The sequence below is a fragment of the Streptomyces sp. NPDC032161 genome, assembly GCF_040636995.1.
Lineage (GTDB): Bacteria > Actinomycetota > Actinomycetes > Streptomycetales > Streptomycetaceae > Streptomyces.
This window is the reverse complement of the sequence record NZ_JBEZVN010000009.1, coordinates 95,949-115,390: the sequence shown is the minus strand read 5'-3', so window position 1 is coordinate 115,390 and position 19,442 is coordinate 95,949. Positions and strand designations below refer to the sequence as shown.

Genomic DNA, 19,442 nt, shown 5'->3' with positions numbered 1-19,442 from the left:
AAGTTCGTCCGGCTGCCGTTCCCTCGACGGTACGACTGCCTACGCTCGGCCCGCGCCCGACAGGTGCGAGACATCACACGCGAGGAGCATTCATGACAGAGCGCGCGCAGGCGGGTCCCGGCCGCAGGACGATGCTGGGGGCGGGGGCCGCCGTCCTGGGCACGGCCGCCCTCGGACTCGCCGGCGGAACGGCCGAGGCCGCCGGCACGACCGGCCGCGACGCCGCCGAACGGGCGGGCCGGCCGGGCACCGGACACGGCTTCCGCCTCGACCTGCCGGTGCCCACCGTCATCGGGCACCGCGGCGCCAGCGGCTACCGGCCCGAGCACACCCTGGGCTCCTACCAGCTCGCGCTCGACATGGGGGCGCACGTCATCGAGCAGGACCTGGTGCCGACCAAGGACGGCCATCTCGTCTGCCGGCACGAGAACGACATCACCGCCACCACCGATGTCGCCGCGCACCCCGAGTTCGCGAGCCGCCGGACCACCAAGCAGGTCGACGGGGTCTCGCTCACCGGCTGGTTCACCGAGGACTTCACCCTCGCCGAACTGAAGACGCTGCGGGCCGAGGAGCGCATCCCCGGCACCCGGCAGAAGAACACGCTCTACGACGGCCGCTGGGAGGTCCCCGCCTTCGAGGAGGTCCTGCGCTGGGCCGACCGCGAGGGCCGTCGGCGCGGAAAGCCGGTCTGGCTGTACGTCGAGACCAAGCACCCCACCTACTTCCGCGGTCTGGGCCTCGGCCTGGAGGAGCCCCTCGCCAAGCTGCTGCGCCGCTACAACCGCCACCGCCGCGACGCGCCGCTCATCCTCCAGTCCTTCGAGCCCAGCAGCATCCAGCGGCTCTCCCGGCTCGTCGCCATGCCGGGCGTCGTCCTGCTCTCCGGGCCGTCCGAGCGGCCCTGGGACTTCGTCGCGTCGGGCGACCCGCGCACCGTCGCCGACCTGGTGAAGCCCGAGGGGCTGAAGTGGATCGCCTCCTACGCCCAGGGCATAGGGCCCACCCTGGACCTGATCATCCCCAAGGACGCCTCCGGGCGGCTCACCGAGCCGACCACCCTGGTGCGGGACGCGCACGCCCGTGGCCTGGTCCTCCACCCGTACACCCTGCGCAACGAGAACTCCTTCCTGCCGGCCGACTTCCGGCGCGGCACGGACCCCGCCGCGTACGGTGACGCGTTCGGCGCCCTGCGGACGTACTTCGAGGCGGGGATCGACGGCATCTTCTCCGACAATCCGGACACCGCCCTTCTCGCCGCGGCGGACTTCACCGCGAGGTGACACCTGCCCGTGCGCGGGACGTCGTCACCATCCGGCCGGGGAATGCCCCGGTCGGATGGTGACCGCCGGACCGGGTGACCGGTTGCCGGGGCGGGGCAGTTGGTTGGGGCATGACCCTTCCCGATCCCGCCGCGAGCACCGCCACTTCCGCGGCCGTCGTCCACGCCCTCCGTCCACTGGTGCACGCCGAGGCCGCGGCGGAGGCCACCACCTGCGCGACCGGGGCCGCGATCGAGCCCGCCGACCTCGAACAGGCCGTCTGGCTGCGGCTGCTGGAACGGCTCGCGCGGGGCGGGCCACCGGCCGACACCGGCCGCTGGGTGCGCGAGACCGTGCGGGCGGAGGTCCGCCGGGCCCGACGCACCGCCCGGCGCGAACACCCCTACCGCGACGCGGCCTTCGCGGATCCGTCCGAAGGACCCGAACGGACCGCCCTCGACGCCGAGGAACGCCGGGCCCTGCGTGCCGCGATCGGGCGGCTGCCCGGCCGGTGCGCCCGGCTGCTGGCGGCGCTGCTCGCCCCCGAGGACCCGACCTACCGGGAAATCGCAGGGAAGTTGGGTATGTCACAGGGGAGTTTGGGCCCTATCCGTTCCCGATGCCTTGGATGTCTGCGCAGAATGCTCGCGGCGGAGGTTGTCGCTCCCGGCCCCCGGGGAAGGGAGCGTGAGACAACCGGTGGATCAGGTGGGCGGAGGCATGCGCACATGGGCATGAGCGTGATCATCTCGGCGGCGACGGCACAGGACGCCGAAGAGATCCTGAAACTTCAGTACCTCTGTTTCCAGGGCGAGGCCGAGCTGTACGGCAACTACCGCATCGATCCGCTCGTCCAGACGCTCGACTCGGTACGCGCCGAGATCGCCACGCAGCTGGTGTTCGTGGCGCGCCTGGGGGACGAGGTCGTCGGTTCGGTCCGCGGCTTCGCCGACGAGGACGGCACCGGCCGGATCGGCCGGCTCTGCGTCCACCCCCGGCTCCGGGGACACGGGCTCGGCGCCCGGCTGCTGCGGGCGGCCGAATCGGGACTCGTCGACGAGCGGTCGGCCACCCGCTTCCGGCTGTGCACCGGGCATCGCAGCGAGAACAACCTCCGGCTGTACCAGCGCGCGGGATACGCCGCGGTGGGCAACGAGACCGGACGGGACGGCGTCCGGATGGTCCTGCTGGAGAAGGACGTGACCGCTCCCGCGTACGTGGCCAGCGCGTAGACACCGGGTACGGGGCGAACAGGCAAGGACGCGGCGGGGTACGGGGGCCCGGTGCGCGCCGGTTCCGCCCGGCGCGCACCCGCGTTCACGCGCTCTTCGCGCGGCGCAGCCAGATCATTCCGGTGACCGGCAGGATCACCGGAATGAACAGGTAGCCCATCCCGAAGTCGGACCAGACGGTGGCGTCCGGGAACGCCGAGGGCGCCACCATCGTCCAGGTCCCGACGACCAGCACACCCAGCAGCTCGGCGGCGCAGCACACCAGCGCCGACCTGCGCGCCCGCTCGCCGCCGCGCGCCAGCGAGTACGTGATGAACCCGTAGACGACGGCGGCACAGGCCGACAGCACATAGGCGAGCGGCGCCTTGTCGAAGTCCAGGATCATCTGCACGATCGAACGGGACGCCGCCGCGACGGTGAAGACCCCGTAGAACCAGAGCAGCACCCGGCCGGGACCGGTGCCGAGGTCGAAGGGCCGCTGCTCGCCGGAGTCCGTCGCGGGGGTGCGGTCGGTGTCGGTCACGGTCGGTTTCCCCACATGTCCACGGTCAGTTTCCCCAGATGTCGTAGAGCCGTACTTCCAGCACGGCCAGCACGACCGCTCCCGCCGACACCGTCACCGAACCCCACCGGGTCCGCTCGCTGAGCGACAGGAAACCGGCCGCGGGCACGGCGAGGAAGGCCCCGGCCAGATAGGCGATGAAGATCGCCGTACCCTGCTCCGGCCGCTCGCCCCGGGCCAGCCGCACGATGCCCACCACCAGCTGGGCCAGCGCCAGCAGCAGGACCACGGCCATCCCGATGAAGTGCCAGTCCTTGGTCGGCTGGTCCCGGTACGCGGCCAGTCCGCACCAGGCGGCGAGGGCGAGCGCGGACACGGCGACCGCGACCGTCAGGGCGTCAAGCATGAAGCGAGGGTATTACGGGGGAGACGACGCCCCGCGTGCGCCCCCGTCCGACGCGAACCGGTCCGACGCCGACCGGTGCGACGCGAACCGGACCGGGGCGCCCCGCCCGCGCCCGCCGGACGTACGGACCGCGGCGTCCCTCGCCCCGGATCGTGGCCTTGACCACAGCGCGTGCCGTCGACGGGGCTGCGGCGCGTGGCGGAGACAGCATGTGCCCGGACGTATTTGCGCAGGTCAAAGCCCCGGAAGCAGGAATTTTGGTGGGCGCGGGAGTGGGTCGGCACGAGTGTCCACGGCTGTCCGCCATCCGGACGCATCGGCAGGGCGGAATCTGACATCTGTTTTACTTGGGACATGACCACGACGAGCAGCCGCACCCTTGCGACCGAGGCGAACATGACGCCCGGTGCTCGTTGTATGTGTCGAATGCGCACCTTCTGAGGGCCCCCGCCCGATCCTCGCGCCCCGAAGCGAGACCGAGCCCGCGCCGTCCGCACCCAGCGGAACGAGCCCTTCCGTGCACCGCCGCCCAGGCCGTCACATGCCTCGCGGCCGTGCCCGGCCCCGCTCGGAACGTCCGAACAGGTCTCATCAGACGAATGCCCCGTGCCCGGCGGACATCGCGCCGCGCACTCGACAGTGACGGAAACCCTGTGATCACCACTACGGGCCTCACGAAGGTCTATCAGGCGCGCGGCCGTGAGGTCACCGCGCTGGACGGCGTCGACCTGCACGTCCGCGAGGGCGAGGTGTACGGCGTCATCGGGCAGAGCGGCGCCGGCAAGTCGTCCCTCATCCGCTGCGTCAACCTCCTGGAACGCCCCACGTCGGGCACCGTGACCGTGGCCGGACAGGACCTCACCGCCCTCGCCGGCCGGGGACGGCGGGCCGGGAAGGAGCTGCGCGAGGCGCGCAGCCGCATCGGCATGGTGTTCCAGCACTTCAACCTGCTGGCCTCCCGCACCGTCCAGGCCAACGTCGAACTGCCGCTGGAGATCCTCGGCGTCGGCGCCAGGGACCGGTCCCGCAAGGCCCTCGAACTCCTCGGCCTGGTCGGCCTCGCCGACAAGGCCGGGGCGTACCCCGGTCAGCTCTCCGGAGGCCAGAAGCAGCGCGTCGGCATCGCCCGCGCCCTCGCCGGGGACCCCAAGGTGCTGCTCTCCGACGAGGCCACGTCGGCGCTCGACCCCGAGACCACCCGTTCCATCCTCCAACTGCTGCGCGACCTCAACCGGCAACTCGGCCTGACCGTGCTGCTCATCACGCACGAGATGGACGTCGTCAAGACGGTCTGCGACTCCGCCGCACTGATGCGCAAGGGGCGCGTCGTCGAGTCCGGCACCGTCTCCGAACTGCTGGCCATTCCCGGCTCCGAGCTGGCCCGCGAACTCTTCCCTGTCGGCGGCACGCCCTCCGGCCCCGACCGCACGGTCGTCGACGTCACCTTCCACGGCGAGGCCGCCACCCAGCCGGTGATCTCCCAGCTCTCCCGCACGTACAACATCGACATCTCGATCCTGGGCGCCGCGATGGACACCGTCGGCGGCAGGCAGATCGGCCGGATGCGCATCGAACTGCCCGGCGGCTTCGACGAGAACGTCGTCCCGATCGGCTTCCTGCGCGAACAGGGACTCCAGGCCGAGGTCGTGACCGACGGCGTCGGTGCCACCGCCGGGAACACCCCGGCACCGCTCACCAAGGAGGTGGCGAAGTGACCTGGTCGGACATGCAGCCGCTGCTGGCCCAGGGGACCGTCGACACCCTCTACATGGTGCTCTGGTCCACCGTCGTCACCGTTCTCGTCGGACTGCCGCTCGGCGTCCTGCTCGTCCTGACGGACAAGGGCGGACTGCTCCAGAACGCCGTGGTGAACAAGGTCGTCGGGGTGATCGTGAACATCGGCCGCTCGCTGCCGTTCATGATCCTGCTGATCGCCCTGATCCCCTTCACCACCTGGGTCGTCGGCACCTTCATCGGCCCCACCGCGATGATCGTGCCGCTCACCGTCGGCGCCGTCCCGTTCTTCGCGCGGCTCGTCGAGACCGCCGTGCGGGAGGTCGACCACGGACTCGTCGAGGCCGTCCAGTCGATGGGCGGATCCATCCCGACGATCGTGCGCAAGGTGCTGCTGCCGCAGGCGCTGCCCTCGCTCGTCTCCGGCGTCACCACCACCGTCATCGTGCTCGTCGGCTACTCCGCGATGGCCGGCGCGGTCGGTGGCGAAGGGCTCGGCTCCAAGGCCGTGACCTACGGATTCCAGCGCTTCGACAACCAGTTCATGCTCGCCACCGTCGTGCTGCTCGTCGTCATCGTGAGCGTGATCCAGCTGATCGGCGACCTGGTGGTACGGCTGCTGGCCCGCCGCGGCCGCGCCACCACCTGACGCGCCGCCACCCGAGACTCCCTTCCCCTCAAGCCCGAACTCCTTGTCCGGGCGCATCACCCTCATCACCAGAAAGAGGCACTTTTCGTGCGTAAGAACATCAAGATCACCGCGGCTGCCGCCGCCACCGCCGCCCTGGCCCTCGGCCTCACCGCCTGCGGCACGGACTCCGACCCCGCGTCCAAGACGGACGGCGCCAAGGCCGACACCTCCAAGGCGCTCGTCATCGGCGCCTCCCCGACCCCGCACGCCGACATCCTGAACTTCGTCGAGAAGAACCTGGCGGCCAAGAAGGGCATCAAGCTGGAGGTCAAGGAGTTCACCGACTACGTCCTGCCGAACACCGCCACCGAGAACGGCCAGGTCGACGTCAACTTCTTCCAGCACCAGCCCTACCTCGACGACTTCAACAAGAAGAACAGCACCCACCTGGTCTCCGTCGCCACCGTCCACCTGGAGCCCCTCGGCGTCTACTCCAAGAAGGTCAAGTCGATCGCAGAGATCAAGCCCGGCCAGACCATCGCGGTGCCCAACGACACCACCAACGAGGGCCGTGCCCTCCACCTCCTCGCCGACAACGGCCTGATCAAGCTGAAGGCGGGTGTCGGCACCGACGCCAATCTCGGTGACATCACCGACAAGAAGGGCCTGTCGTTCAAGGAGCTGGAGGCCGCGACCGTGCCCCGCGCCCTGAACGACGTCGACGCCGCCGTCATCAACAGCAACTTCGCGATCGGGGCCAAGCTCGACCCCACCAAGGACGCCCTGGTGCAGGAGAAGGCCGACGGCAACCCGTACGCCAACATCGTCGTCGTGAAGCAGGGCAACGAGAAGGACCCGCGCGTCCAGAAGCTCGTCGAGCTCCTGCACTCCGACGAGGTCAAGAAGTACATCGAGGACACCTACAAGGGCGCGGTCGTCCCGGCCTTCGGCACCTCCTCCTGACCCTCGCGCACCCGGCCGCCGCACCGGCCGGACGAGCCCCGCGCACCCCGGCCCACGGGGTGCGCGGGGCTCCGTCGTACCGACCCGCCCATGCGCGACGCCCGTCCGATGCGCCATGCTGTGCCTTTACACGGTCTTCGGCATGGAGCGGCGCATGACTTCCACCTTCCCGGACATCTCCATCAGCACGGACCGGTTGGTGCTGCGCCCGTTCGACATGGTGGACGTGCCCGCGTACATCGAGATGATGAACGACGAGCTGGTCACCGCCTGGATCGACGCCCCCCACCCCTTCGGTCGGGTCGACGCCGAGCGCTGGGTGCGCCGGATCGCCCCCGCGCAGCGCACCACCGGTGACGGCATCGTCCTCGCCGTCACCGAGTTCCTCACCCAACGGCTCGTCGGCTCGGTCCGCCTGCACCGCACCGACTGGCGCACCCTCGCCACCGAGGCCACCTACATCACCGCCCCCTGGGCGCGCGGCGAGGGATACGCCACCGAAGCCGTACTCGCACTCGCCCAGTGGCTCTTCCGCGACCAGGGCTTCGAACGGATAGAACTGCGCACCCCCGCCGGAGACACCGCCGCCCAGCAGGTCGCCCAGAAACTCGGCTGCATCAGCGAGGGAGTCCTGCGCAACGCCCGCATAGCCCGCACCCGGACGGAGGACGGCGGCTGGACCGACATCAGGACCGACCTGATCGTGTGGGGCCTGCTCCCCGAGGATCTCGACGGCGTCGCCGAGCAACTCGCCGACGCGGGCGGCTACGGCGCCCGCGGCGACTGGCACTGACCCTTCCCCGGGGGCTCGGGTCCGTACCGGTACCGACCGGGTACTCTCCCCCTCGCACCCCTTTCACGCACTTTTGACCTGCGACAACTCCAGGAGACTGACGACAGATGGCCGATCGGGTCACCGTGATCGGCTGGGACGGGTCGCCCCTGACCGGAGCGGCCACGGCCGCCCTCTCGGCCGCCACGCTCGTCGCCGGAGCCGCCCACCACCTCGCCCTGCCCGAAGTACCCGCGCACGCCGAACGCATCCGCCTGGGCTCCATCGACCTGGCCGCCCGCCGCATCGCCGGACACCGCGGCAGCGCCGTCGTCCTCGCCGACGGCGACCCCGGCTTCTTCGGAGTCGTACGCAACCTCCGCGCGCCCGTGCACGGGCTCGAAGTCGAGGTGGTGCCCGCGGTGTCGTCCGTCGCCACCGCGTTCGCCCGCGCCGGAATGCCGTGGGAGGACGCCCGGATCGTCGTCGCCCACCCCCGCACCCTGCGCCGCGCCGTCAACGTCTGCCGCGCCCACCACAAGGTCGCCGTCCTCACCTCGCCCGGCGCGGGCCCCGCCGAACTCGCCCTGCTCCTCGAAGGAGTCCACCGCACCTTCGTCGTCTGCGAGGAACTCGGCACCGCGCGCGAACAGGTCAGCGTCGTCACCTCGGAGCGCGCCGCCGACCACGTCTGGCGCGACCCCAACGTGGTGATCGTCATCGGCGGCGGCTCCGAACCGCAGGCCGCCGGCGCCTGGATCGCCGGCCACGACCCCGGCGGGCCGCGCGGCGTACGAGGCTGGGCGCTGCCCCCCGAGGCCTACCCGGCCGACCTCCGGGGAGCGAGCGGCGAGGGCGGGGCGCCGGGCCTGCGCGCCGCCCAACTGGCCCTGCTGGGCCCCCGCACCGGGGACCTGCTGTGGGACATCGGTTCCGGCGGCGGGGCTCTGGCCGTGGAGGCCGCGCGCTTCGGGGCGGCCGTGCTCGCCGTCGACAGCGACCCCGCGGCCTGCGCCCGGACAGTGGCCGCCGCCCGCGCGTTCGGGGTCCAGGTCCAGGTCGTCGAGGGCCGGGCGCCGCAGGTGCTGGAGCGACTGCCGGAGCCCGACGTCGTACGGATCGGGGGAGGCGGCGCCGCCGTCGTCACCGCAGTCACCGAACGGCGGCCGGAACGGATCGTGACCCACGCGTCGACACGCGACGAGGCCGAGGCGCTCGGCGCGGCACTCACCGGGCACGGATACGCCGTCCGGTGCTCGCTCCTCCAGTGCGTCGAACTCGAGACATCGGCCTGGTCGGAGCGCGAACGCTCGGTCGTCTTCCTGCTCTCGGCGGTCCGTTCGGACCTCGCCCCCTGACCAGGTCGGCACGGAGCGCGAGGTAGGCTGGCCGATCGTTGCACCGCGGCTGGGCGTTCGTCGCTTCGTTCGTCAATGTCCGGAAAAGGGGACCGTTTTGGTCCCTGTTGTGGTACGGCAGAACCGGGGGACGCGCGACGTGGCGCAGTCCACAGCGGGCCGTGGCGAAATGAGCTGCCGCGGTGGCGAACGACCGGGAGAATGCGGTATGTCCGCGACTCTCTCGTGCCGCGCGGCGCGCCCGCTCGTTCTCATCGACGAGCATCGGCGCGGCGTGGTCGGGCGTCCCGGACGAAGGGCCGAACTAGCACTGACGATGGGCGAGGGGTACGCATGAGTGACACCGGCCAGATCCCGGGTGAGGGACTGCCGGAGAACGCAGGCACGGTGGAGCAGCCGGGCGTCGCCGCCCCGGCCGACTACGCCTACCTCGCCCCCTCCGACTACGTGCCCGAGGACGACGACCTCCTTCTCATGCCCAGCCCCCAGGGCGCCTGGAGCGACCCGCAGCCGGTTCCGGCCCCCGGCCAGTACCCCGACGCCGCCGCGCACGCCTCCGTGCCCGCGCAGGGCGGCCAGGCGGCGCAGGCGGTGCACGTCCAGGCGTCCGAGGAGTCGTCCGCGCGACCGCAGGGGTCCGCGCCGGTTCAGGAACCCCCCCGGGCGCAGCAGCCCGTCCAGGCGCCGGTGCCGGTACCCGCCCAGGTACCGGACGCGTACGCGGGACAGCAGGCGACGGCCGAGCCGCTGCCCGGTACGCACGCGCAGGTGGCCGGTGGCCAGGGCTCCGGCCCCGCCGACCCCGGGGGCGCCCGCGTTCCCGCGCCCACCCCGCCCCCCGGGGCGATGCCGCAGCCCAAGGCCGCGCCGCGTCGGCCGCTGCACCGCGGTCCCGTCGCGGCAGACGGACCGTCCTACGGCGGAACGCCGGCCGGCGGCGTGGTCCGCTCGCTCGCCGACCGCGGCCCGGCGGGCGCACCCCAGCCCCAGGCCCGGCCTCAGCCCCAGGCCCAGGCTCAACCCCAGGTACAGCCCGCGACCGTCGCGCCGCAGGCCGGACTGCCCACCGGTGGGCCCGAGTACCTCCGGACGCCGGGCGACGCGTCGGTGCTGCCCGGCCCGCAGCTGGGCCAGATCCTGCCGCAGGGCGGCAGCCCGTGGTCGGCCCCGACGCCTCAGACGCCTCAGCAGGCCGCTGCCCCGGTGACGGCGGAAGCCGTCGCTCCGGAAGCGCCGGGCGGGGAGTCCGTGGCTCCGGAGGCCGTCGTGCCGGAAGCGGTGGCTCCTGCAGCGGCCCCTGAAGCGCCGGCCGCGGAAGCCGCTCCTCCGGAAGCGGTGGCCCCTGAGGCCGCTGTCGAGCCGGACGTGGAACCGGTCGCCGAGCCCGCCGTGGAACCGGTGCCCGTGGCGGCATTCCCGGAGCAGGTCGTCGCGCCGGAGGCCGTGAGCGCCCCGGAACCCGCGAACGTTCCGGTGGCCGAGGCGGCCCCGGACCAGGCCGGGGCACCGGTCGACGCTCCCGCCGAAGAACCGGTGGACGCCGCGCCGGTCGACGACGCGGCCGCCGGAGCGCCGGATGCCGGGACCGTCGTGCCGGCGGAGGCCGAGGCGCCGTCGGACACGGCGCCGGAACCCGTGATCGAGTCGTCCGAGTCCGAGTCCGAGTCCGAGCCCGTGGCCGAAGCGGCCGAGTCCGTCGACGTCGTCGCCGTACCGGAGCACGCGGAGGCCGGGCCCGCCGCCGAGGCCGTCGAGGGCGCCGCACCCGTCGAGGTCCCGGTACCGGTGGAACAGGCCCCGGCTCCCGTCGCCGAGGAGGCCGTCGCGGCGCAGCCCGAGGACGCGGCGATCGCCGTCGAGCCGGTCCCGGCCGAGGCCGTGGAAGCCGCGACCACCGAGGACACGGCCGCCCCCGAAGCCACACAGGTTCCCGAAGCACCCCAGGCCCCCCAGCCCGCGCAGGCTCCCGAGGCCCCCCAGGCCGTCGAGAACGCCGTACCGGCCGAGGACGCCCCCGCGCAGGCCGCCGAGCAGAGCCCCGCGCAGGCCGCAGAGCAGCCCGTCGCGCCGACGTCCGTCCCGGTGGCCGAGGCCGCCGCCGAGGTGCCGTCGGCCGGCGTCCCGGAGCCCGGAGCGGGCCCGGAGGCCCCCGGGACGGCCGCGGAGGCCCCCGAGGCGGGCCCGGAGGCCGTCGCGGCCCCGGACGCTTCGACGCCCGCGGAGACCGCTCCCGCGCAGGCCGCCGAGCAGGGCCCCGAGCCGTCCGTCGCGCCGGCGTCCGTCCCGGCCGCCGAGCCGCAGCCGGGACCGGAGGGCCACGCCGGGCCCCCGGCCGTGCCGCAGGCTCCCGTGCAGGAGACACCGGCCCCCGTGCAGGAGGCGGAGGACCCCGAGGCACCCGCGCCCGACGGGACGGGGGCGCCCGCCACCCCGCCCGCCCCCGGGTACGACGACGCCGAGCGCGAGGCCGTGCTCCGCGTCATGCGCGAGCGCCGCGACATCCGCAACGGCTTCCGCGGCGACCCGATCCCGCACGAGGTGCTGCTGCGCGTCCTCGAAGCCGCGCACACCGCGCCCAGCGTCGGCCACTCGCAGCCCTGGGACTTCGTCGTCATCCGCTCGGCGGAGACCCGCCGTTCCATGCACGAACTGGCACAGCGTCAGCGCGACGCCTATGCCAAGTCGTTGCCCAAGGGCCGGGCCAAGCAGTTCAAGGAACTCAAGATCGAGGCCATCCTCGACACCCCGGTCAACATCGTCGTCACCGCCGACCCCACCCGCGGCGGCCGGCACACCCTCGGACGGCACACCCAGCCGCAGATGGCCCCGTACTCGTCGGCGCTCGCCGTCGAGAACCTGTGGCTCGCCGCCCGGGCCGAGGGCCTCGGCGTCGGGTGGGTCAGCTTCTTCGACGAGCGCGAGATGGTCCGCGCCCTGGGCCTGCCCGAGCACCTGGAAGTCGTCGCGTACCTGTGCGTCGGATACGTCGACGAGTTCCCCGAGGAGCCCGAGCTGATGCAGGCGGGCTGGTCCAAGCGCCGTCCGCTGTCCTGGGTGGTCCACGAGGAGACGTACGGCCGCCGCGCCCTGCCCGGTGAGGAACCGCACGACCTGCTCCAGGAGACCATCTCCAACATCCGCCCGCTGGACGCCAAGGCGCTCGGCGAGGCGTGGGAGCGCCAGAAGCGGATGACCAAGCCCGCCGGCGCGCTCGGCATGCTGGAGATCATCTCCGCGCAGCTGTCGGGGCTCTCCCGGGTGTGCCCGCCGCCGGTCCCGGAGCCCGCGGCCGTCGCGATCTTCGCGGGCGACCACGGGGTGCACGCCCAGGGCGTCACCGCGTGGCCGCAGGAGGTCACCGGCCAGATGGTCGCCAACTTCCTCGGCGGGGGCGCGGTCTGCAACGCGTTCGCGGCGCAGGTCGGTGCCGAGGTCTGCGTGGTCGACGTCGGCGTGGCCATGGACCTGCCCGCGACGCCCGGTCTCCTCCCGCGCAAGGTGCGCGCCGGAACGGCCGACTTCACGGCCGGCCCCGCCCTCACCCGCGAAGAGGTCCTCGCCGCCGTCGAGGTCGGCATCGAGACCGCCCGCGATCTGGTGGCGGCGGGCAACAAGGGCCTGCTGATCGGCGAGATGGGCATCGCCAACACCACCGCGTCGGCCGCGCTGATCTGCGTGTACACGGGCCTGGACCCGGCCGAGGTGACCGGCCGGGGCACCGGCATCAACGACGAGATGCACGCCCGCAAGGTCGACGTCGTCCGCCGCGCGCTGGAGCTCCACCAGCCCGACCCGGCCGACCCGATCGGCGTCCTGGCAGCGGTCGGCGGACTCGAACACGCGGCGATGGCCGGCTTCCTGCTGGGCGGCGCTTCGCTCCGCACGCCCGTCATCCTCGACGGCGTCAGCGCGGGGGCCGCGGCCCTGGTCGCCCGGGCGATCGCCCCCGAGGCCCTCGCCGCCTGCATCGCGGGCCACCGCAGCGCCGAGCCCGGCCACGTCGCCGCGCTCAACAAGCTGGGGCTGCGCCCGCTCGTCGACCTCGACCTCCGCCTCGGCGAGGGCACGGGCGCGCTGCTGGCGCTGCCGATCGTGCAGAGCGCGGCCCGTGCGATGCACGAGGTGGCGACGTTCGACGCGGCAGGCGTCACGGAGAAGTAGTGCGGTGGGCCTCCCCGGCACCCGGGGAGGCCCACCCGCCCGTGCCGGGGCTCCCGCCGTGCCACTCCGGCCCGCGCCCGCCGCGTATCGTGGACCCACCCGCGAACCCCGCATCACCTCGCATCACCCCACGTCACAGCCGCTCCACCGCCGCAGCGGCCGTCGCACTCCGACCCCGCACGAGGAGCCCGCACCGCCATGGCCGAGCACGCAGACCGCGCCGATCACCCCGCGTACCCCGTCGGACTGCGGCTCGGCGGACGCCGCGTCGTCGTGGTCGGCGGGGGCCAGGTCGCCCAGCGCCGCCTCCCCGCGCTCATCGCGGCGGGCGCCGACGTCGTCCTCGTCTCGCCGACCGCGACCCCGTCCGTCGAAGCCATGGCGGACGCCGGGGAGATCCGCTGGGAGCGCCGCCGGTACGCCGACGGGGACCTGGCCGAGGCCTGGTACGTCCTGATCGCCTCCGACGACACCGCGGCCAACGACGCCGCCTCCGCCGAGGCCGAACGCCACCGCGTCTGGTGCGTCCGCAGCGACGACGCCGATGCCGCCACCGCCTGGACCCCGGCCACCGGCCGAGGCGAGGGCGTCACCGTCGCCGTGCTCACCACCGACACCCACGGCCGCGACCCGCGCCACTCCGCCGCCGTCCGCGACGCCATCGTCGAGGGGCTGCGCGACGGCAGCATCGCCGCGCCCCACCACCGCACCCGCACGCCCGGCGTCGCCCTGGTCGGCGGCGGTCCCGGCGACCCCGACCTGATCACGGTGCGCGGACGCCGCCTCCTCGCCGAGGCGGACGTCGTCATCGCCGACCGCCTCGGCCCGCGCGACCTGCTCGACGAACTCCCCCCGCACGTCGAGGTGATCGACGCCGCGAAGATCCCGTACGGCCGCTTCATGGCCCAGGACGCGATCAATCAGGCGCTCATCGAGCACGCCAAGGCCGGCAAGGCCGTCGTACGGCTCAAGGGCGGCGACCCCTTCGTCTTCGGCCGCGGCATGGAGGAGGCACTGGCGCTGGCCGCCGAGGGCATCGCCTGCACGGTCGTCCCCGGCATCTCCAGCTCCATCTCCGTGCCCGGCGCGGCGGGAATCCCCGTCACCCACCGGGGCGTCGCCCACGAGTTCACCGTCGTGAGCGGCCACGTCGCCCCCGACGACGCACGCTCATTGGTCGACTGGCAGGCCCTCGCCAGGCTGCGCGGCACGCTCGTGCTGCTGATGGCCGTCGACAAGATCGGCGCCATCGCCCGTACCCTCATCGCCCACGGCAAGGCCCCCGAGACCCCTGTCGCCCTGATCCAGGAGGGCACCACCGCAGCCCAGCGCCGGGTCGACGCGACGCTCGCGACCGTCGCCGAACGCGCCGCCGCCGAGGACGTACGCCCCCCGGCCGTCATCGTCGTCGGCGACGTCGTGGCGGTCGGCACGGACATCGCGCCGCCCCGCGCCGAATGACCGGCACCCGCACCTCCCGCCCCGCACCGAGTAACCGGCGGTAACGGAACTCCCGTCAAGCCGTTGGCACCACACACCGGACAAGGCAGTATCGAACCCGTGGCTGACCTCATCACCGTCGACGACCCCGACGACCCCCGCCTGCGCGACTACACCGGACTCACCGACGTCGAACTCCGGCGCAGACGGGAGCCCGCCGAGGGCCTCTTCATCGCCGAGGGCGAGAAGGTGATCCGACGCGCCCGGCACGCCGGGTACGAGATGCGGTCCATGCTGCTGTCCGCGAAGTGGATCGACCTGATGCGCGACGTCATCGACGAGGTCCCCGCCCCGGTGTACGCGGTCAGCCCCGAACTCGCCGAACGGGTCACCGGCTACCACGTCCACCGCGGCGCCCTCGCCTCGATGCAGCGCAAACCGCTGCCGGACGCCGCGGAACTGCTGGCGAAGGCCCGCCGGGTGGCCGTCATGGAAGCCGTCAACGACCACACCAACATCGGGGCGATCTTCCGCAGTGCCGCCGCCCTCGGCATGGACGCCGTCCTGCTCTCCCCGGACTGCGCCGACCCGCTCTACCGGCGCTCCGTCAAGGTGTCGATGGGCGCGGTCTTCTCCGTGCCGTACGCCCGTCTCGACACCTGGCCCAAGGGGCTGGAGACGGTACGGGAGGCCGGCTTCGAACTCCTCGCGCTGACCCCGGACGAGAAGGCCGACAGCATCGACCGGGCGGCCCCGCACCGGATGGACAAGGTGGCGCTGATGCTCGGCGCCGAGGGCGAGGGACTGTCCACCCGGGCCCTTGTCGCCGCCGACCGATGGGTCCGCATTCCCATGGCGCACGGCATCGACTCGCTGAACGTGGGAGCGGCCGCCGCCGTCGCGTTCTACGCCGTGGCCTCGGGCCGCCCGCAGCCCTGAGCGGCCATCGGAGCCTCCGCGGCCGGCCCTAACGGAGTCCCGGGCCCCGGATTCCGCTCGCGTCCGCGTCGGTCTTCCCGGTCCCGCTCCCGTCGTGCCGCTGCGGCTCGACCTGCGTGCGTTCCGTGCCCAGCCCCCTGGCCGGGCCCTGGCAGCCCTGCGCCACCGCGATGCCCAGCGCCACCAGCAGCGTCACCACGACGAAGACGACGAGGCGCTGGCGCAGCAGCCGCGGGTTGGCGGGGCGACGGCCGGTCGAGGTCGTGCGGGTCCCGGGCCGGGTGCCCGGGCGACCGTTCGTCCCGTGCGTGCTCTGCGGGCGCCTGCCGGGCCGGGTGGTGTCACGCACCTGCTGCGGCCGCTGAGGCCGCGAACCGCCCGTGCGCGGCGCCCCGGGACGCGACGGCGCCACCTGCCGACCGCTCTGCGGCTGCCTCTGCTGCTGTTGTTGCCGGCGGGGCGCCGGGGGAGCCGTCCGCCGGGTCCGCTGCTCGGTGTACGGGCCCCCGGTGCGGCCCGTCGGCCGGTCCGGCTCCCGTGCCGAACGCTGCACCGGAGGGCGGCTCTCGTGCAGCCCCTGTGCCTCCCGCGCCGCGATCTCCTTGAGCCGCATGGAGAGTTGGAGCGTGCTCGGGCGTTCCTGAGGGTCCTTCGCCAGGCACGCGCTCACCAGCGGCGCCAGCGCGTCGTGCACGTCGTACAACTGCGGTTCCTCGTGCACCACGCGGTACAGCATCACCTCGGAACTGCCGTGTCCGAAGGGCGAGTCCGCCGTCGCCGCGTACGCCAGCGTGGCACCGAGCGAGAACACGTCCGTCGCGGGTGTCACGGCAGCGCCGCGCACCTGCTCGGGAGCGAGGAATCCGGGCGACCCGACGGCCGTGCCGACGTGCGTGAGCGTGGAGGCCCCGGTCGCCCAGGCGATCCCGAAGTCGATGATCCGGGGGCCCTTGGGGGAGAGGAGGATGTTCGACGGCTTCAGGTCGCGGTGGACGACCCCCGCCTCGTGCACCGCCACCAGCCCCTCGGAGAGCGCCGCCCCGATCGAGGCCACCTCGGCCGCCGACAGCGGGCCCTCCTCGGCCACCTTGTCGTGGAGCGAGGGCCCGGGCACGTACTGCGTGGCGAACCACGGGCGGTCCGCGTCCAGATCGGCGGCCACCAGCCGTGCCGTGCAGCCCCCGCGGATCCGCCGCGCGGCGGACACCTCGCGAGCGAACCGCGAACGGAACTCCTGGTCCTCCGCCAGATCCGGCCGGATCACCTTGAGCGCCACCCGCTGCCCCCGCCGGTCCGAACCGAGGTAGACGACCCCCATCCCGCCCGCGCCGAGCCGCCGGTGCAACCTGAACGAGCCGACGACACGCGGGTCCTCGCGCCGGAGCCGCATCATCGCCATTTTCTGCCCATCCCCGCTGCCTGGTACGCCTGACGAGCACAGCTTACGTACCCGGCGCCCGGGGTGCTCAGAGGCCGCGCCCTCGCCCGCCGATCGTTTACCGGCGCATGGCACGGTCCATGACGACGTGTGGGCACGCTCCGGTTCCCGCGACGTGCGGAACGGAGCATCAAGAGATGTGCGCGGACGTGGTGTTGACACCGCGGCCGCGGCCCGGAGGTGCCGGCTCCGGTACCCCGAGCCCGGTGCGCTCGGAGCCGCGGGAACCGTGCGGCGCACCTGCGGCCCGCCGCTCCCGGGGCGCGACGAGTGAGTGACGTCACGCCCGCGGGGCCGGTCACCGGGGCCCGCCGGTTCGTGTCGGGGACGATCCCCCGGGGACCGGGCGGCCGATCTCCACCCAGGGGAGTACGACGACCGCCCGCGGCTCCTCCTCCGGGATGCCCGGCATTCGGTACGCGGGCATGACGCCGTCCCGCTCCCGCGTCCCTAGTGTTGAGATCAAGCGGTGGGCGGTACTCGTCCCCCGAGGTCACTCGCCCGCCGCCCCATATCGGTCAGGAGAGGAAACATGGCGGACACGGCAACGCGGACCATGATCCGTGCGCGGGGAAGCAGGCTCCACGCCTCCTTCCGCCGTCGCTCGTCGTCCGGCCACCGCCACCCGCTGGTGGCGACGGCGATGGTTCTTCCCCTGGCGGCCCTGCTCGTGGTCGTCTTCGGCGGCTGGGACGCGGTGGTCACACAGGCGTCGTCCGTGGCCGTGATGCTGGGGCGCTGAGCGGCGCCCCGGGTCCGGAAGAGCGGTCCGGACCGGGACATCCGGCCAACAACCCCGTGGGGACGGGGGTGCGGCGGACGGCAGCGTTTGTCCGGTCAGCTGGGGAGCTGACCGGACATCGCGCTGCCCTGGCCCTTTCCGGCCGCGTACGCTCGTCGCCGGGCACGGTGCGACGGACCGGCCCGCATCCGTCCACCACCGGGCCGCGCACGGACCGGCCCGCGTCCGTCCGACCCCGGGGGAGACCGTGACCACCGCAGTCGTACGGGCGCTGGGCGCCCTCGCCCACCGAGCCGCCCATCCGCCGTCCAGGACCGCCTGCGCCTGCCCGCCGCCGGAGACGCTCGCGGACCGGGCGGACGGAACGGTGGTCCGCAGCGGACCCGTCGTGGCCAAGGCCCACGCCCCCGGCACGCCCGTCCCCGACCTGCTGACCCGTATCGCCCTCGCCGACCACCCCCGGCTGACCGGCATCCTGCTCGCCCCGCTGCGGCCCCGGCCCGACGAGGCGTCCGCGGTTCTCCACGGCCGCCCCGTCACTCTGTGGCCGTACGGCGAGCCCGTCGCCCCGGACGATCCCGGTGCGGCCCCCTGGGGGGAGGCGGCCGCGCTGCTCGCCGCGCTGCACCGCACTCCGCCCCCTCCTTCCCTCGCCCTCCCGCCCATGCGGGGACCCGCCAAGGCTGCGCTCGCCGTCGCCCGGATGCGTGCCGCCCGGCCCGACGACCCGGCGACCGCCCCCGTACTCGAGGCCTGGCAGCGCCTGCCCGGCTGGGCACGCGGCGAGGCCCCGCCGCCCGCGCACCGCGCGTGCTTCCTCTGCCACGGCGATCTGCACCTCGGACAACTCGTCCGCCACCCCGCGCCGCACGGCCCCTGGACGCTCATCGACATCGACGACGCCGGACTCGGCGATCCCGCCTGGGACCTCGCCCGCCCCGCCGCCTGGTACGCGGCCGGGCTGCTGCCGCCCGACGTCTGGCTGCGGTTCCTCGACGCCTACCGGGCGGCGGGCGGACCCGCCGTACCCGCCGGGGGCGACCCCTGGCCCGAACTGGACGTCCCGGCCCGGGCCCTGACCGTGCAGACCGCCGCGCTGGCGTACGCCAAGTCCGCGGCGGAGGGCCGGGCCCCGGACGAGGTGGAGCGGGCGATGATCGACGCCTGTGTCCGAATAGCCTCCCTCCCACCCGAGTTGACGGCCGGACACACGTCGTAGGCTGAACCGACCGTCGGCGGGTACGCCGTCCGGCGGCGGCCACCCGACGGCGAGGAGTTGAGAGTCGAATCATGCAGTGTCCCAAGTGCCACGCACCCATGCACACCTACAACCGCAACGGCATACAGATCGAACAGTGCAGCGGCTGCCGGGGGATCTTCCTCGACTACGGCGAGCTGGAGACCCTGACCCGCATCGAGGCGCAGTGGACGCAGCAGGCCCCGCCCGCGCCGCCCGCCCCCCAGGCATACCCGGCCGCGCAGGCCCCCGCCTGGGGCGCGCCGCAGCACCACGGCGGTCACTACCGTCACAAGAGCTTCGGCCGCATGCTCTTCTCGTCCTGATCCCCGCCCTGCGGGGACGGACACCGTTCTCCCGCGCGGGTGACACCGGACTCTCCCCAGTGGGGACACCGGCCGACGGATCACCGCGGGCCCGGACACCCCGTCCGGGCCCGCGGCGAGGCCTCGCCCCGCCCGCCGTCCACGGGCGTGACGCGGAGACCATGGCGTGCCGCAGAAACGGAAAAACCCCCGGCCGCCAAGACGACCGGGGGTTCGGTGGTGCGCGATACTGGGATTGAACCAGTGACCTCTTCCGTGTCAGGGAAGCGCTCTCCCGCTGAGCTAATCGCGCAGGGTGA

Annotated in this window: 16 protein-coding genes, 1 tRNA gene and 1 pseudogene; 14 read left to right on the top strand and 4 right to left on the bottom strand. The window is 73.5% G+C overall.

All coding sequences use genetic code 11. The annotated features are described in order from the left end of the window. The first annotated feature begins 92 nt into the window (after positions 1 to 92). From AB0E67_RS19660 to AB0E67_RS19650, 3 genes and pseudogenes are all read left to right on the top strand, one after another. Positions 93 to 1,283: a glycerophosphodiester phosphodiesterase family protein gene (locus AB0E67_RS19660; protein ID WP_362028192.1), complete on the top strand. Its 1,191-nt coding sequence runs from the start codon at positions 93 to 95 to the stop codon at positions 1,281 to 1,283. A 110-nt stretch (positions 1,284 to 1,393) separates the two neighbouring features. After that, positions 1,394 to 1,942 (top strand): annotated as a pseudogene (locus tag AB0E67_RS19655) (sigma-70 family RNA polymerase sigma factor); the annotation flags it as partial. Positions 1,943 to 1,990: 48 nt separating this feature from the next. Beyond that, positions 1,991 to 2,494 (top strand): GNAT family N-acetyltransferase, encoded by a 504-nt coding sequence (locus tag AB0E67_RS19650; protein WP_362028375.1) that lies wholly within the window; start codon positions 1,991 to 1,993, stop codon positions 2,492 to 2,494. Positions 2,495 to 2,579: 85 nt separating this feature from the next. Here AB0E67_RS19650 and AB0E67_RS19645 read toward each other — a convergent pair whose 3' ends face one another. Both AB0E67_RS19645 and AB0E67_RS19640 read right to left on the bottom strand, forming a co-directional pair. Then, positions 2,580 to 3,017, bottom strand: coding sequence for a hypothetical protein (locus AB0E67_RS19645; protein ID WP_362028190.1), 438 nt, complete (start codon positions 3,015 to 3,017; stop codon positions 2,580 to 2,582). Positions 3,018 to 3,042: 25 nt separating this feature from the next. Beyond that, positions 3,043 to 3,402 (bottom strand): hypothetical protein, encoded by a 360-nt coding sequence (locus tag AB0E67_RS19640; protein ID WP_073787731.1) that lies wholly within the window; start codon positions 3,400 to 3,402, stop codon positions 3,043 to 3,045. A 653-nt stretch (positions 3,403 to 4,055) separates the two neighbouring features. On the opposite strand from AB0E67_RS19640, the gene AB0E67_RS19635 reads away from it, so the two are divergent. The 8 genes from AB0E67_RS19635 to AB0E67_RS19600 all read left to right on the top strand — a co-directional run bounded on the left by AB0E67_RS19635 (position 4,056) and on the right by AB0E67_RS19600 (position 15,400). Further along, positions 4,056 to 5,117, top strand: coding sequence for an ATP-binding cassette domain-containing protein (locus AB0E67_RS19635; protein WP_362028187.1), 1,062 nt, complete (start codon positions 4,056 to 4,058; stop codon positions 5,115 to 5,117). Next, positions 5,114 to 5,785: a methionine ABC transporter permease gene (locus AB0E67_RS19630; protein ID WP_362028185.1), complete on the top strand. Its 672-nt coding sequence runs from the start codon at positions 5,114 to 5,116 to the stop codon at positions 5,783 to 5,785. The genes AB0E67_RS19635 and AB0E67_RS19630 overlap by 4 nt, the downstream gene beginning before the upstream one ends. Before the next feature lie 87 nt (positions 5,786 to 5,872). Continuing rightward, positions 5,873 to 6,730, top strand: a complete 858-nt coding sequence (locus AB0E67_RS19625) for a MetQ/NlpA family ABC transporter substrate-binding protein (RefSeq protein ID WP_362028182.1) — start codon at positions 5,873 to 5,875, stop codon at positions 6,728 to 6,730. Positions 6,731 to 6,845: 115 nt separating this feature from the next. Continuing rightward, positions 6,846 to 7,523: a GNAT family N-acetyltransferase gene (locus AB0E67_RS19620; protein ID WP_362028179.1), complete on the top strand. Its 678-nt coding sequence runs from the start codon at positions 6,846 to 6,848 to the stop codon at positions 7,521 to 7,523. Positions 7,524 to 7,630: 107 nt separating this feature from the next. Continuing rightward, positions 7,631 to 8,860 (top strand): precorrin-6y C5,15-methyltransferase (decarboxylating) subunit CbiE, encoded by a 1,230-nt coding sequence (gene cbiE, locus AB0E67_RS19615; protein WP_362028176.1) that lies wholly within the window; start codon positions 7,631 to 7,633, stop codon positions 8,858 to 8,860. Between the two features lie 333 nt (positions 8,861 to 9,193). Beyond that, positions 9,194 to 13,021, top strand: a complete 3,828-nt coding sequence (gene cobT, locus AB0E67_RS19610) for a nicotinate-nucleotide--dimethylbenzimidazole phosphoribosyltransferase (RefSeq protein WP_362028173.1) — start codon at positions 9,194 to 9,196, stop codon at positions 13,019 to 13,021. 198 nt (positions 13,022 to 13,219) lie between these two features. Beyond that, positions 13,220 to 14,482 (top strand): uroporphyrinogen-III C-methyltransferase, encoded by a 1,263-nt coding sequence (gene cobA, locus AB0E67_RS19605; RefSeq protein WP_362028170.1) that lies wholly within the window; start codon positions 13,220 to 13,222, stop codon positions 14,480 to 14,482. Positions 14,483 to 14,581: 99 nt separating this feature from the next. Then, positions 14,582 to 15,400: an RNA methyltransferase gene (locus tag AB0E67_RS19600; RefSeq protein ID WP_362028168.1), complete on the top strand. Its 819-nt coding sequence runs from the start codon at positions 14,582 to 14,584 to the stop codon at positions 15,398 to 15,400. Positions 15,401 to 15,428: 28 nt separating this feature from the next. On the opposite strand, the gene AB0E67_RS19595 is transcribed toward AB0E67_RS19600, so the two are convergent. After that, positions 15,429 to 16,799, bottom strand: a complete 1,371-nt coding sequence (locus tag AB0E67_RS19595; RefSeq protein ID WP_362028165.1) for a serine/threonine-protein kinase — start codon at positions 16,797 to 16,799, stop codon at positions 15,429 to 15,431. A gap of 571 nt (positions 16,800 to 17,370) precedes the next feature. Between AB0E67_RS19595 and AB0E67_RS19590 the strand changes: the two genes are divergently transcribed. From AB0E67_RS19590 to AB0E67_RS19580, 3 genes are all read left to right on the top strand, one after another. After that, positions 17,371 to 17,580 carry a hypothetical protein gene (locus AB0E67_RS19590; protein WP_362028163.1) on the top strand — a complete coding sequence of 70 codons (210 nt, stop codon included), beginning with the start codon at positions 17,371 to 17,373 and terminating at the stop codon, positions 17,578 to 17,580. Positions 17,581 to 17,827: 247 nt separating this feature from the next. Then, positions 17,828 to 18,799 carry an aminoglycoside phosphotransferase family protein gene (locus AB0E67_RS19585; protein WP_362028160.1) on the top strand — a complete coding sequence of 324 codons (972 nt, stop codon included), beginning with the start codon at positions 17,828 to 17,830 and terminating at the stop codon, positions 18,797 to 18,799. A gap of 71 nt (positions 18,800 to 18,870) precedes the next feature. Continuing rightward, positions 18,871 to 19,143 (top strand): zf-TFIIB domain-containing protein, encoded by a 273-nt coding sequence (locus AB0E67_RS19580; protein ID WP_351525137.1) that lies wholly within the window; start codon positions 18,871 to 18,873, stop codon positions 19,141 to 19,143. A 217-nt stretch (positions 19,144 to 19,360) separates the two neighbouring features. Here AB0E67_RS19580 and AB0E67_RS19575 read toward each other — a convergent pair. Further along, positions 19,361 to 19,435: transfer RNA gene (locus AB0E67_RS19575), tRNA-Val, on the bottom strand. Positions 19,436 to 19,442 lie beyond the last annotated feature (7 nt).

What these genes read in the sequence shown, in the direction of transcription:
- AB0E67_RS19660 (WP_362028192.1), top strand. Translation starts at nt 93, where the DNA reads ATGACAGAGCGCGCGCAGGCGGGTCCCGGCCGCAGGACGATGCTGGGG.
- AB0E67_RS19650 (WP_362028375.1), top strand. Translation starts at nt 1,991, where the DNA reads ATGGGCATGAGCGTGATCATCTCGGCGGCGACGGCACAGGACGCCGAA.
- AB0E67_RS19640 (WP_073787731.1), bottom strand. Translation starts at nt 3,402, where the DNA reads ATGCTTGACGCCCTGACGGTCGCGGTCGCCGTGTCCGCGCTCGCCCTC.
- AB0E67_RS19620 (WP_362028179.1), top strand. Translation starts at nt 6,846, where the DNA reads ATGCTGTGCCTTTACACGGTCTTCGGCATGGAGCGGCGCATGACTTCC.
- cbiE (WP_362028176.1), top strand. Translation starts at nt 7,631, where the DNA reads ATGGCCGATCGGGTCACCGTGATCGGCTGGGACGGGTCGCCCCTGACC.
- cobT (WP_362028173.1), top strand. Translation starts at nt 9,194, where the DNA reads ATGAGTGACACCGGCCAGATCCCGGGTGAGGGACTGCCGGAGAACGCA.
- cobA (WP_362028170.1), top strand. Translation starts at nt 13,220, where the DNA reads ATGGCCGAGCACGCAGACCGCGCCGATCACCCCGCGTACCCCGTCGGA.
- AB0E67_RS19595 (WP_362028165.1), bottom strand. Translation starts at nt 16,799, where the DNA reads ATGGCGATGATGCGGCTCCGGCGCGAGGACCCGCGTGTCGTCGGCTCG.
- AB0E67_RS19590 (WP_362028163.1), top strand. Translation starts at nt 17,371, where the DNA reads ATGGCGGACACGGCAACGCGGACCATGATCCGTGCGCGGGGAAGCAGG.
- AB0E67_RS19580 (WP_351525137.1), top strand. Translation starts at nt 18,871, where the DNA reads ATGCAGTGTCCCAAGTGCCACGCACCCATGCACACCTACAACCGCAAC.